At 69.9% G+C, this 12,864-nt stretch carries 12 protein-coding genes; 2 read left to right on the top strand and 10 right to left on the bottom strand.

The features are described 5' to 3' along the window. Nucleotides 1–57: 57 nt before the first annotated feature. Both murJ and SH922_RS34270 read right to left on the bottom strand, forming a co-directional pair. Nucleotides 58–1,749 carry a murein biosynthesis integral membrane protein MurJ gene (gene murJ / locus SH922_RS34275; RefSeq protein WP_393062445.1) on the bottom strand — a complete coding sequence of 564 codons (1,692 nt, stop codon included), beginning with the start codon at nucleotides 1,747–1,749 and terminating at the stop codon, nucleotides 58–60. Continuing rightward, a complete protein-coding gene (locus SH922_RS34270) occupies nucleotides 1,746–2,909 on the bottom strand; it encodes a lipid II:glycine glycyltransferase FemX (protein WP_393062444.1) in 1,164 nt (387 codons plus the stop codon). Before SH922_RS34270 ends, murJ begins: the two co-directional genes overlap by 4 nt. A 228-nt stretch (nucleotides 2,910–3,137) precedes the next feature. Here SH922_RS34270 and SH922_RS34265 point away from each other — a divergent pair, with 228 nt between their 5' ends. Beyond that, nucleotides 3,138–4,376, top strand: a complete 1,239-nt coding sequence (locus tag SH922_RS34265; protein ID WP_393063764.1) for an Ig-like domain-containing protein — start codon at nucleotides 3,138–3,140, stop codon at nucleotides 4,374–4,376. Between the two features lie 147 nt (nucleotides 4,377–4,523). Here the strand turns inward: SH922_RS34265 and SH922_RS34260 are convergent, their stop codons facing one another. The 5 genes from SH922_RS34260 to SH922_RS34240 form a co-directional block, all read right to left on the bottom strand. After that, nucleotides 4,524–5,396 (bottom strand): amino acid ABC transporter permease, encoded by an 873-nt coding sequence (locus SH922_RS34260; RefSeq protein ID WP_393062443.1) that lies wholly within the window; start codon nucleotides 5,394–5,396, stop codon nucleotides 4,524–4,526. Continuing rightward, on the bottom strand, nucleotides 5,393–6,037 hold the full coding sequence (locus SH922_RS34255) for an amino acid ABC transporter permease (protein ID WP_393062442.1): 645 nt from the start codon (nucleotides 6,035–6,037) through the stop codon (nucleotides 5,393–5,395). Before SH922_RS34255 ends, SH922_RS34260 begins: the two co-directional genes overlap by 4 nt. 17 nt (nucleotides 6,038–6,054) lie before the next feature. Further along, complete coding sequence (locus tag SH922_RS34250; RefSeq protein ID WP_393063763.1) at nucleotides 6,055–6,966, bottom strand: glutamate ABC transporter substrate-binding protein; 912 nt, start codon at nucleotides 6,964–6,966, stop codon at nucleotides 6,055–6,057. A gap of 14 nt (nucleotides 6,967–6,980) precedes the next feature. Beyond that, nucleotides 6,981–7,724 (bottom strand): amino acid ABC transporter ATP-binding protein, encoded by a 744-nt coding sequence (locus SH922_RS34245; RefSeq protein WP_393062441.1) that lies wholly within the window; start codon nucleotides 7,722–7,724, stop codon nucleotides 6,981–6,983. 133 nt (nucleotides 7,725–7,857) lie between these two features. After that, the gene (locus SH922_RS34240; RefSeq protein ID WP_393062440.1) at nucleotides 7,858–8,298 is read right to left on the bottom strand and encodes a DUF6278 family protein; all 441 of its coding nucleotides are present in this window, start codon (nucleotides 8,296–8,298) and stop codon (nucleotides 7,858–7,860) included. 565 nt (nucleotides 8,299–8,863) lie between these two features. On the opposite strand from SH922_RS34240, the gene SH922_RS34235 reads away from it, so the two are divergent. Beyond that, entirely contained in the window at nucleotides 8,864–10,030 is a 1,167-nt protein-coding gene (locus tag SH922_RS34235) for a Cmx/CmrA family chloramphenicol efflux MFS transporter (protein WP_393062439.1), read from the top strand. A gap of 13 nt (nucleotides 10,031–10,043) precedes the next feature. Here SH922_RS34235 and SH922_RS34230 read toward each other — a convergent pair whose 3' ends face one another. The 3 genes from SH922_RS34230 to SH922_RS34220 are packed head-to-tail and all read right to left on the bottom strand — an operon-like array spanning nucleotide 10,044 to nucleotide 12,843. Further along, complete coding sequence (locus SH922_RS34230) at nucleotides 10,044–10,823, bottom strand: exodeoxyribonuclease III (protein ID WP_393062438.1); 780 nt, start codon at nucleotides 10,821–10,823, stop codon at nucleotides 10,044–10,046. A gap of 48 nt (nucleotides 10,824–10,871) precedes the next feature. Further along, nucleotides 10,872–11,534 carry an MBL fold metallo-hydrolase gene (locus tag SH922_RS34225; RefSeq protein WP_393062437.1) on the bottom strand — a complete coding sequence of 221 codons (663 nt, stop codon included), beginning with the start codon at nucleotides 11,532–11,534 and terminating at the stop codon, nucleotides 10,872–10,874. A 13-nt stretch (nucleotides 11,535–11,547) separates the two neighbouring features. Beyond that, nucleotides 11,548–12,843, bottom strand: a complete 1,296-nt coding sequence (locus SH922_RS34220) for an alpha/beta fold hydrolase (RefSeq protein ID WP_393062436.1) — start codon at nucleotides 12,841–12,843, stop codon at nucleotides 11,548–11,550. Nucleotides 12,844–12,864: the final 21 nt, after the last annotated feature.

Raw genomic sequence — 12,864 nt, 5'->3', positions numbered from 1 at the left:
TCATTGTCCCAGCGGTCAAGGAGTGGATTCGGAGGTGTGAACGGGCAGGGTTCCGCCTCAGGTGCGCCGCAGCCTGCCCCGGACGGCGGCCAGCGCGGTGCTGACCTCGGTCAGCCGCAGCGGGCGGGCCAGCAGTGCCACCACCAGGAAGAGGACCAGCACTCCGGTCCCGGCCGCGGTGAAGTCCCCGAGTCCCGGTCCGTCCGTGTCGACGACGCGGGCCGCCGCGTACGCCAGCAGCCCAGCGGGCACGCATGCGGCCACCAGCCGGGCTTGCGCCCACACCCCCGGCGAGCGCAGCAACGAGGCCCTCTGCGCACCGGATGCGGAGACCCTTCGGTGCAGCACGTACGCGGTGACGGTGAACCCGGCGAACAGGGCCACGGAGTACGCCCCCGCCATCCCCGTCACGGCCCAGCGCGCGGGCAGGAGCAGGTAGGCGGCGACCGAGAGCCCGGCGTTGAGCGCGGCGATGACCAGGTTGAGGAGGAAAGGGGTGCGGGTGTCGCTCATCGCGTAGAAGCCGCGGGAGAGGACGTACTGCCCGGAGTAGGCGATGAGTCCCGGTGCGAAGGCGGCCATCATGCCGGCCATCACGGTGATGTCGGCCGGGCCGGTGCGTCCGTATCCGAAGACCGATCCCATCACCCACGGGGCGAGCGCCAACAGGGCGGCGGCGGCCGGGATCACCACGGCGGCGGAAGTCCGCAGCGCGTACGAGATGTCGCGCCGCACCCCGGGCAGATCGCCCTCGGCGGCCGCCCGGCTCATCCGCGGCATCAGTGCGGTGACGAGGCTGACGGTCACGATGCCCTGCGGCACCACCCACAGCTGGAAGGCGTAGCTGTACGCGGTGTAGCCGGCGCCGCCCGCCAGGTGCTGGTCCGCCGCGTGCTGGCCGGTGGCGGTGGAGAGCCGGGTCACCACCCAGTAGGCGGCCTGGTTGGTGAGCACGAGCATCACGAGCCAGCCGGCTGCCCGCAGCGGGCGGGTGAGTCCGCTGCCGCGCCAGTCGAACCGCGGCCGCCAGCGGAACTTCGCGGCGCGCAGGGCCGGCACCAGGGCGAGGGTCTGCACGGCGATCCCGGCGGTGGTCCCCCAGCCGAGCCACTGCGCCTGGGCGGAGGTCAGTTCGCCGTCCGAGCCCACTGCCCTCCAGAGGTACAGCCCGAACACCGCGATGATCACGAGGTTGTTGAGGACGGGGGTCCACATCATCGCCCCGAACCGGTTGCGGGCGTTGAGCACTTGTCCGAGGAGGGTGAAGAGCCCGTAGAAGAGGATCTGCGGCAGACAGTAGCGGGCCAGGGCGATGGTGAGTTCGGCCTGGCCGTCGTCGTAGGTGGGCGCGTACACCGAGATGATCAGCGGGGCGCCGACGACGGCGAGCGCGGTGAGGGCGAGCAGTCCGACCGTGCAGAGGGTGAGAAGGCGGTCGGTGTACGCGGCTCCGCCGTCGGTGTGCTCCCGGGCGGCCCGGACGAGTTCGGGGACGAAGACGGCGTTGAGGGCGCCGCCGATCAGCAGCATGTAGAGGATGTTCGGGACGGTGTTGGCGACCGTGTAGCCGTCGGCCCGCAGTCCGGTGCCGAGCGCGGCGACGACGACCGCCGAGCGTATGAACCCCGTCGCCCGTGAGACGACGGACCCGGCGGCCATGACGGCGCCGCTGCGCAGCACCGAGGCGGAGCCCTGCCGTTCACGCTGTTCCGGGGCGACCGTGCCGGTGGTCGCGTCCGCGGCCGTCACCGGTGCGCCAGGTAGGCCTGGAACGCCCGGTACAGCGCCTTGTTGGCGGCTCCGCCCACCGATGTCTCCCACTCTCCGAGGGTCTCCACGACCTGTCCTCCGGTGCCGAACTTCCAGCGCAGCAGCCCGAAGGGGCGGTCGTCGGGATCGAGGGTGGAGGATACCCCGCGCATGTCGTACACCTCTGCGCCCTGCGCCTGGGCGTCGAGCATCATCTGCCACTGGAGGGCGTTGCTGGGGCGGACCTCTCGGCGGTGGTCGGCGGACGCGCCCGTCTGGTACCAGACCCGGCGCCCGGTGCTGATCATGGTGTGGGCGGCGAGGATCTCGCCCTGGTGCACGGCGAGGCAGAGCTTCATCCGACCGGGCTGTTCGTCGTTGAGGACGGCGTACTGGCGCTGGTAGTAGGCCAGGGAGCGGCCGAGCCGGAAGCCGTCGCGCTCCTCGGTGATCCGCAGCAGGCGGTGGAACTCGGGGAGTTCGGCCGCGCTCCCGGTGACGATGCGCACCCCCGCCCGGCCGGCCCGGCGGACGTTGCGGCGCCACTCCTGGTTGAGCCCGGACCACAGATCGTCGGGGGACCGTCCGGCGAGGGGCACCCGGAAGACGTACCGGGGCTGGGCGTCGGCGTCGTCGCCGTCCCCGCCGCAGCGCCGCCAGCCGCGGGCCCGCAGCCGGTCGGCCACGGCGGTGCCGAGCGGGTCGACCTCGCTCGCCAGTACGTCACCCACCGTGCGGCCGGGGCCGGTGGCGGCCTTGAGGCGGGCGGTGTCCCAGCGGCGGTAGGCCGGGGACGGTCCGATGCGTACGGCGAACGCCCCCGCGCCGCGCAGATGGGCCATGAGCGGCCGGAGCCAGCGGTCGATTCCGGGATCGGCCCAGTCGGCCACCGGTCCTTCCGGTATGTAGGCGAAGTGTTTTCGGGTGCCCGGGAATTGCCGGTAGAGAATCAGCGCACTGCCGGCCAATTCACCTTGATCGCCCAGCCAGCCGACCGTTTCCGAAGTCCATTGATCTTTCACACCGGCCCAGGACGGGTACTGGAGAAAGCTCGCGTCCGAGTGCGCGGCCACGTGTGCCCGGTGCTCGGCGGCAGTGAGTCCGCGTATCCGCAGTTCCTGATCACGGCTGCGTTCTCCGGTCGCGAGCAGCGCTGACATGTCCGTGGCCTTCCCTCGTGGGCCCCGCGGTCTGCTCTGCGGGGCTGCACAGGATGCTCACAGCGGACCATGACCGGGCTGCGCGCCGGATGTGACCGGACGATGACCGTTGCGCTGCGTTCCATGTCACACACCGCATTCCTGCTTTTCCGCGGATTCACGGAACTTAGGCTCCGGTGAATACCTCTCCCTCGACGACAGAGCACGGCCCTGGAGGTTTTTCCGTTGATCCCTGCCCCTTTCATATCCGCCCTTCGGCGCACCGCCCGTAACGCGCCGCCCGCCCGACCTGCCCGGCTCGCCCTCATCGCCGGCACCGCGTTGCTCGGCGCCACGCTCACGGCCTGCTCCGGCGGCGCCGCGGCCTCGGACCAGGACGCGGCCCAGGGTCAGGACGCCGGCCTCTCACAGGCCGCGGACACCCGGATCTCGGTGAACCTCCGCGGCACCGCAGCCGCGGCGGGCAAGCCGGTGACGGTGACGCTGGCCGCCGGGAAGCTGCGCACCGTCACGGTCTCGGCGGACGGCGGCGACGCCCTCACCGGCCGGCTGTCCCCCGACGGCAGGACCTGGACGTCGGACCGGCCGGCCGCGCCCGGCACCACGTACCGCGTCGAGGCGAAGGACACCGGCGGTGGCAGTGACACCGCCGGGTTCACCACCGCAGCGGCCGACAAGGTGAACAAGCTGACGCTCGCTCCCGGCAAGAACACCACGGTCGGCATCGCCCAGCCGCTGTCCATCGTGTTCGATCACCCGGTGAAGAACCGGGCAGCGGTCGAGAAGGCGCTCAAGGTCTCCACCTCGAACAACACCGAGGGCTCCTGGGGGTGGCTGCAGGACTACTCGGGCCGGGACCGCGTGGACTGGCGGCCCAAGGAGTACTGGAAGTCCGGCACCCGCATCACGCTCGACGCCGGTCTCAACGGCGTCGACTCGGGTCCCTCGGGCGGCTGGTTCGTACGTGACTACACGACGACGTTCACCGTCGGCAGCAGTCAGGTGGTCAAGGTCGACCTGGACCGTCACCGGCTGGCGCTGAAGCGGGACGGCAGGACGGTCATGGACGTGCCCATGTCCGCGGGCACACCGGGTGGCGACAGGGCGTCCTGGCGGGGCACGGCCGTACTGATGGCGAAGGAGGGCACGATCAACATGCGCTCCGAGACGGTGGGCCTCGGCGACCTCTACGACAAGATGGTCGACTACTCGATGCGGCTGACGTGGTCGGGCATGTACGCCCATGCCGCACCGTGGAACGCCGCGTACTTCGGAGTGGCCAACCACAGTTCCGGCTGTGTCGGGATGAGCGACGCCGACGCCGCTTCCCTCTACCGTCAGGCCCGCGTCGGCGACCCATTCGAGATCACCGGCGCGGACGCCAAGGGCACGGTCGCGGAGGGCAACGGCTACGGGGCGTGGAACGCCTCCTGGGCCGACTGGCGGACCAGGAGCGCTCTCGGCTGACGGCACGCCCGGCACGCCCGGCACGCAGCTGACCTTCTCCCCGCCCGGCACGGACCCCCATCGGCGTCCGTGCCCTGTGCGCGAAGTGATCACCGGCTGCTGCCGGACAGGTACCGCTCCCCGGGTCTGCCTCACGGCAGATCCCGGCTACTGTGCTCCCGGCATCAGCGTCCCCGGATCGGCCGGGGCGACGTCAGTCGCCTCCGTCTTCGGGTTGCGCCGCTGCCGCTTCGCCACCCAGGTGGCGAACCAGGAGAGCAGCATGCACATCCCGATGTAGATCGGCGAGATCACCATCACCACAGGGATGAAGGGCAGATCGTAGTCGAGGTTGGACGCAATCAGCTTCCCCGCGTGGAGGAACTCCTCGTAGGTGATCAGGTATCCGAGCGAGGTGTCCTTCAGTGCCACCACCAGCTGGCTGATGATGGTGGGAAGCATCGCGCGCACCGCCTGCGGGGCCAGGACGAAGGTCGTGACCTGCGTCTTGCGCATGCCCAGCGCGAACGCCGCCTCACCCTGACCGCGCTCCACCGATTTGATGCCGGTACGGAACACCTCGGCGAGCACCGAGCCGTTGTACAGCGTCAGTCCGGCGACCAGGGCCGGCAGTGGCTGCACCTTCAGCGCGACGAAGATGAAGAAGATCATCACCAGGACGGGCATGGCACGGAAGAACTCGACGAGGACGGTCGCCACCCAGCGCACCGGCCGGTGGTCGGAGAGCCTCCCCACCGCGAGGACGGCCCCGAGTGCCAGCGAGAGCACAGCGGCGTAGGCGAACGCCTTGAGGGTGTTGCCGAGCCCGCGCAGCAGCAGCTCCTGAATGCCCTTGTACTCGAAGGGCGTCCACTTGGCACTGGTGAACTGGTCGGTGTCGAAGAGCAGATAGATGACCCAGCCGACCAGGGCGAGGATCAGGATCGTCGAGACGATCCCGTACACGCGGTGCCGCTTACGGGTCTGCGGCCCCGGGATGTCGTAGAGGACGGTCGCGCTGGGGGTGGAGTGGGCGGTCATCGGGCGACTCCCCAGCGCTTTTCCAGCACGTTGAAGATCGCGCTGATGGTCAGAGTGATGATCAGGTACCCGACGGCGATCCAGACGAAGGTCCAGACGATGCTGTAACCCAGCTCGTTGAGGGTCTTGTAGGTGCCGAGCAGTTCGGTGACGCTGAACGCCCCGGCGATCGCCGAGTTCTTGGCGAGCGCGATGAGCGTCGAGCCGATCGGCGGGATCACCGAGCGGAACGCCTGCGGCAGCACCACGTTGCCGAGCGTCTGGCCGAACGTCATGCCGAGGCTCCGCGCCGCCTCGCCCTGCCCGGTGGGCACGGTGTTGATGCCGGAGCGCAGCACCTCGCAGATGAACGCGGAGGTGTAGCAGCCGAGCGCGAGGATCGCGAAGACGTTGAACGGCAGGACCAGGCCGAAGCGCGGCAGGCCGAGCAGTACGGCGAAGAAGAGCAGGGTCAGCGGGGTGTTGCGCAGCACGGTCACCCAGACCGTGCCGAGCACCCGGAGCGACCCGACGGGCGCCACGCGGAAGGAGGCCATGACGAAACCGACGACCAAAGCCAGGATCGAGGCGTAGAAGGTCAGTTCGACGGTTCCGAGGAAGCCCTTGCCGTAGAGCGACAAGTTGTCGGTGAGTACGTCCATGTGTCGTGGCCGTCCTCTCAGTTCGCCGGGTAGCGGTCGATGGGCGGCGGCTTCGGCGCCGGGGCCCCGGAGAGACCGAGCGTCGCCTCGAAGGCCTTCTTCCAGTTGCCGTTCTTCTCGTTGGCCTCCAGCGCGTCGTTGAGCGCGAACCGCAGCGCGTTGTCGCTGCGGGGGACCCCGATCCCGTACGGCTCCTCGGAGAAGGGCTTGCCGACGACCTTCATCTCGTCGGGAGCCTTCGCGGCGAATCCCAGCAGGATCGCGTCGTCGGTGGTGACGACGTCGACCTGGTACGTCAGCAGGTTGTCGACGCAGATCGAGTACGTGTCGTAGGCGACCAGGTCCGCCTTCGGGTAGTCGGCGGCGATCCGCTGGTACGGGGTCGAACCGGCCGCCGAACAGACCGTCTTGCCGGCCAGGTCCTGCGGTCCGTGGATGTCGTTCTCGTCCGTGCGGACCAGAAGCCCCTGACCGGCCATGAAATAAGGGCCGGCGAAACCGACGAGCTTCTTGCGCATGTCGTTGATGGTGTAGGTGCCGACGTAGTAGTCGATCTGCCCGTTCTGCAGGGCGGTCTCGCGGTTGGCGGAGGCGATGGTCTTGAACCTGATCGTCTTCGGGTCGAAGCCCAGCGAGGCCGCCATCATCCGGGCGATCTCGATGTCGAAACCGGAGTAGATGCCGGTGGCCGGGTCCTTCTCGCCGAGGTAGGGCTGGTCCTCCTTGGCCCCCACTCGCAGATATCCGCGCTTCTTCGCCTTGGTCCAGGTCTTGGAGTCCGGCAGCTGGAAGGACGTGTCCACCTTGTAGACCGGCAGCGCCTCGGGTTGTGGCCCCTTCACCGGCGGGCTGCCGTCCTTGCCGCAGCCCGCGGCAAGGACGGCCAGCAGGAGACCGGCACAGGCGGCCAGTACTTTTCTCGTACGCAACACAGGGCCTCCCGTCAGTGCTTGAGGATCTTGGACAGGAAGTCCTTGGCGCGGTCACTCTCCGGAGCTGTGAAGAAGTCCTCCGGGGTGCGGTCCTCGACGATCCGGCCGTCCGCCATGAAGACGACGCGGTTGGCCGCGGAGCGGGCGAAGCCCATCTCGTGGGTGACGACGACCATGGTCATGCCCTCGCTGGCGAGCTGCTGCATCACCTCCAGCACCTCGTTGATCATCTCCGGGTCGAGGGCCGAGGTGGGCTCGTCGAACAGGAGCGCCTTGGGGTCCATGGCGAGGGCGCGGGCGATGGCCACGCGCTGCTGCTGGCCGCCGGAGAGCTGGGCCGGGAACTTGTCGGCCTGGCCAACGAGCCCCACGCGCTCCAGGAGCTCCCGGGACCGCCGGTCCGCCTCGCCCTTCTTCCGCTTGCGGACCTTCAGCTGCGCCAGCGAGACGTTGGCCAGCACGGTCTTGTGCGCGAACAGATTGAACGACTGGAAGACCATGCCGACTTCGGCCCTCAGCTGCGCCAGGCCCTTGCCCTCTTCGGGAAGGGGTCTGCCGTCGATGGAGATGTGGCCCGACTCGATCGTCTCAAGCCGGTTGATGGTCCGGCAGAGCGTTGACTTCCCGGAGCCGGAGGGGCCGATGACCACCACCACCTCCCCGCGGCCGACGGTGAGATTGATGTCCTGCAGTACGTGCAACTCTCCGTAGAACTTATTGACGTCACGCAGCTCGATCAACGGATCGACGGCCATACGCTGCCCTACCCACTTATCGCTATGTTGAGGTCAGCGCAAACTATCCACCCCGGAAAGGGACTTCACACCCGACACGCGTAAATGGGGCATAAGGCGTTTTATCTCGTCGCGCGGTACACGCGGCAGCGCATCACCCCTCGGCCGACTCCGAGTACACCTGCGACAGCTCGGGGCTGCCCGTCATCGCCCAGTCCAGACCGGCCTCGACCACATCGATCTCGCGCCCCGAAGCCAGGCGTACCACGGGTTGACCGCTCGGCCAGATGTGCCAGAGCGCACCGGCGACGTTGCGCACCAGGACCGTGCCCAGGTAGAGCCCCGCGTCGTTGCCCAGCCAGGGCAACTCCTCCGGATCATCGCGCCAGCGCGGCGGCAACTGATCGAGCGCCGCCAACGAGGCCGGACTGTCGTCGAGTTCGAGGCCTCTCTCCCCCACCCGGACGCGGAGCAGCTCACATTCGGCGAGCATTTCTGCCACGCCTTCCGGATCGGCCTCGACGGCGGCCGCGAGCCCCGCCCCCCGCGTTCCGTCGTGACGCTTACGCCAGTTGTCCAAGAAAGGGATGTTCATACGAGTCAGGGTCCCATCCCCACCCGGATCCGCACCACAGGGCGCGCGGCCTGTCGTTCGAGTGCTGACCACCACGCATACGCCCCGCGTTCACCCGGACACGCTCCCGCGTGGGGAACACGCGGGCCGGGCGGGCCCGCGATGCGACCGTAGGGAACGGGGTGGAGAAGCCGGGCCGCGGGCTGGTAGTTTCCCCCTCATGAGCAGCCCCGAGTCCGACAGACGCTAGCCACCGGTCCCCCGGTGGCTTCCCGCGTCCGCGCCTGACCGACTTCTTGCGTCAGGGCTGCCGCGCTGCCGCCCCGGACCCATGCGATGCGGGTCGCGCCGAGCAGCGCGCACGGGCGCAGCTCTCCCCAGCACTCCATAGTCCGGCCACCACGCTCCGTACTCGACGGCCGCACTTCACGCTCCGTACTTCACGGTCCTGCTACCGCTATGCCGTGTCACGGCCGTGAGCGCTGTGGCTGTTGTACTGATCTGCCGCGTTGCCGCTCGTCACCGCGAGCGGGCGCGGCCCGCATCCCCGACCGGTTCTGTCCATCAGCCGTCCATGGGGTTCTTCATGCCGTTTTCCGTCTACGCTCTCGGGCTCGCCGTATTCGCCCAGGGCACTTCCGAGTTCATGCTGTCCGGTCTGCTGTCGGGCATCTCCGAGGACCTGCACGTCTCCATTCCCGACGCGGGCCTGCTGACCTCGGCGTTCGCCGTGGGCATGGTCCTCGGGGCGCCCGCGATGGCGCTCCTGGGCCGCAACTGGCCGCGCCGTCGCGCCCTGTTGTCCTTCCTCTGCGTCTTCGCCGCCGCGCACGTCATCGGGGCCGTCACCTCCAGTTACGGGGTGCTGCTGGCAACACGGGTCGTCGCTGCGGTGGCCAATGCCGGGTTCTGGGCCGTCGCCCTGGTCACCGCGGTCGCCCTCGCCGGACCCGCGGCCAGGGCGCGGGCCACTTCCGTGGTGGTCGGCGGTGTCACCGTCGCCTGTGTGGCAGGGGTGCCCGCCGGAGCGTGGCTGGGCGGGCAGTGGGGGTGGCGTGCGGCGTTCTGGGCCGTGGCCCTCGTCGCGCTGCCGGCCATCGCCGTGATCGCGGCGACGATTCCGCCGGGACGGCCCGCCGTCACCCTGCCGAGCGCGTACGCCGAACTGCGGACCCTGACAGGGTCCCGGCTGCTGCTGACCCTGCTCACGAGCGCACTCGTCCAGGGAGCGACCTTCTGCGCGTTCTCCTACTTCGAACCGGTCGCCCGGCAGGTCACCGGACTCGGCGCCGCGTGGGTGCCCGCGCTGCTCGCGCTGTTCGGTGTGGGCTCGTTCATCGGGGTCGCCGTCTGCGGCCGGATCATCGACTCCCGTCCGGTCGCCCTGACCGCGGCCGGCCTGGCCGCTCTGGCCGTCGGCTGGGCGCTGTTCGCGGCCGGCGCCGGCAGCCCGGTGGCTGTGGTCGCGCTCGTCCTCGTCCAGGGCATGCTCGCGTTCGGCACGGGAACCGCGATGATCTCGCATGTGTTCCGGCTGGCAGGCGGTGCGCCGACCCTGGCCGGTTCGTTCGCCACCGCGGCGTTCAACGTGGGCGCCGCTCTCGGGCCCTGGCTCGGCGGACTGGCCATCGGCGCGGGATTCGGCTTCCGGTCGCCGCTGTGGGTGAGCGCGATGCTCATGGTCCTGGCGCTCGGGACAGCGGCAGCCGTCCTGGAGGCCGTACGGGCTCAGGCGCCGCAGGCGGACGCCTGAGCCCGGCACCTGCTCAGAGTTCGAGGTCGACGACCACCGGGGCGTGGTCGGAGGCGCCCTTGCCCTTGCGCTCCTCGCGGTCCACGTAGCTGTCCTTGACGGCGGCGGTGAACGGGGCGTTGCCGTAGACGAGGTCGATACGCATGCCCTTGTTCTTCGGGAAGCGCAGCTCGCGGTAGTCCCAGAAGGTGTACGGGCGGTCGTACTTCAGCGGGCGGGGCATCACGTCGGCGAGGCCCTCCTCGCGCAGAGTGGCGAGGGCGGCCCGCTCGGCGGGGGTGACATGGGTGGCGCCCTCGAAGAGGGCCGGGTCCCACACGTCCTCGTCGGTCGGGGCCACGTTGAAGTCACCGAGGACGGCGAACGGCTGCGCCCCCGCGGCGTCCGCCGCCACCGCCTTCTGCAGCGCCTCGAACCAGCGCAGCTTGTACGCGTAGTGCTCGTGCTCGACCTCGCGGCCGTTGGGCACGTACACCGACCAGAGGCGGACCGGGCCGCAGGTCGCACTGATCGCCCGGGGCTCCTGCACGCCGTCGTAGTCGGGGCCGCCGGGCAGCCCCGTCACGACGTCGGCCAGGCCGACGCGGGAGACCAGCGCCACCCCGTTCCACCGGCCCGTGGCGTTGACCGCGGACTCGTAGCCGAGCTCACGGAGCGCTTCGGCCGGGAACTGCTCGGCCGTGCACTTGGTCTCCTGGATGCACAGCACGTCCGTGCCGGTGCTCTCCAGCCAGGCCAGCAGCCTCGGCAGGCGGGCGGTGATCGAATTGACGTTCCAGGTGGCGATGCGCATGTACGTAAACCTAGCGGCTCCCACTGACAGTCGCGGGGGCGGCGCCCGTCACACGCCGGTCGACTCTCCCGGGCTCAGCCGGGCGTGGTCGGCGCCTCCCAGGTTGCCGATGTGGGTGTCGTAGATCGGGCGGGCCAGATCGGTGAGCAGCGCGTCATGGATGTCGATGGCGCGGCGCGGCTTGACCTCGCGCACGTAGTCGATGACCTCGGAGATCTTGTTCCAAGGGGCCATCACCGGGACCATCAGCGTGTCGACCGGCCGCTCGGGCACCGTGAGGGCGTCGCCCGGGTGGAAGACGGACCCGTCCACCAGGAAGCCGATGTTCGTGACCCTCGGGAGATCCGGGTGGATCACGGCATGGAGCTCGCCGTGCACCTGGATGTCGAACCCGGCGGCCGAGAAGGTGTCGCCGTGCCCGACGGTGTGGACGCGCCCCGGGAACGCCGCCGCAAGCTTCTCGGCCACGCTGCGCAACGTCCAGATCTCGGCCGCCGGGTCGGCCTCCAGACCGGCGCGCAGCCGCTCCTCGTTGAAGTGGTCGGGGTGCTCGTGCGTCACCAGGATCACCTCGGCGCCGATCGCGGCGTCCTGCTCGGAGAACCCGCCCGGGTCGATGACGAGCGTGCGCCCGTCCTTCTCCAGTCGGATGCAGGAGTGGGACTGCTTGGTCAGCGTGAGCGCGAGCGGCTCGGGATTCTGGGCGTTCATACACCCCATCCTGCTACGCGGGCGGCGTAGTTTCGGCCTGAATCACGGACTGGGCGATCGTGAAAGCGGCACTTGCGGCGGGAATCCCGCAGTACACGGCGGTCTGCAGCAGCACTTCCCTGATCTCGACCGGGGTGAGGCCGTTGCGCAGGGCGGCGCTGACGTGGGCGGCCAGGCCCTCCAGGTGTCCTGAGGCGACAAGAGCGGTGAGCGTGACGCTGCTGCGGGTGCGCCGGTCCAGCCCCTCCCGGCCCCAGACCTCGCCCCAGGCGTAGCGGGTGACCAGTTCCTGGAAGTCGCCGGTGAAGTCGTCGGCGGCGGCCATGACGCCGTCGACATGGGCGTCGCCGAGCACCTCACGGCGAATCTTCATACCCGGCCCGTACGGATCGGCGCGCCCACCGGTTTCCGCCTCGGGCTGCGTGGTGGCGGCGGTGAGCTCCGCGACGGGCAGCACGGGGGCGGACAGCCTGGGCACGAACGAGGGCACGGGAATGGCGGCCAGGGTGTCCTGCCAGGCCGTGGAGAAGTGCGTGAGCAGGAGGTCGGTGACGGCTCCCGGCTGCTCGACCGGGGCCAGGTGGGAGGCGCCCGGGACGAGGGCGAGCCGTGCGTCGGGTATGCCCGCGACCAGGGTCCGGGCATCGCCGGGACCGGTGACCTGGTCCTCGGCACCGACCAGGACGAGCGTGGGCACACCGATCCGGCCGAGATCGGTCCGGATGTCGAAGGCGGCGAGCGCCTCGCAGGCGGCGATGTAGCAGCCGGGGTCGGTGGTGCGCACCATCTGGACGGCCCACTCGACGATGGCCGGCTGCGCGGCGGCGAAGCCGGGCGTGAACCAGCGCTCCGGCGCGGTGCGGGCCATCGGCTCCAGCCCGTTGGTGCGGACGATCACCCCGCGCTGGCGGAATTCGTCGGCGCTGCCGAACCGGGGCGAGGAGGCGACCAGAGCCAGCGATGCGACCCTCTGCGGGTGGCGCAGCGCGAGGTCGGCGCCGATCGCGCCGCCGATCGAGCAGCCCGCGTAGCCGAAACGCCGCACGCCGAGGCCGTCGAGCGTGGCCACCAGCCGGTCGGCGAGCTCACCGACGGCGGTGGCGGGGTGCGCGGGCGCGCCGCCGTGTCCCGGCAGGTCGTAGCGGAAGACTCTCCAGTGCTGGGTGAGCTCCGGTATCTGCCGGTCCCACATATGCCAGGTGGTACCGAGGGAGGGGCCGATCACCAGCACTGGTGCGTCTTCTGGCCCGTCAAAGCGGTATTGCAGGGGTTCAACGTTCTTCTCACTCACCCACTCACGCTCCCACATCTCACATTCGCTTCGTGAGCG

It is taken from the genome of Streptomyces sp. LN549, assembly GCF_043203805.1.
Classification (GTDB): domain Bacteria; phylum Actinomycetota; class Actinomycetes; order Streptomycetales; family Streptomycetaceae; genus Streptomyces.
The sequence above is the reverse complement of the archived record's forward strand: the minus strand, read 5'-3'. Positions and strand labels throughout refer to the sequence as shown.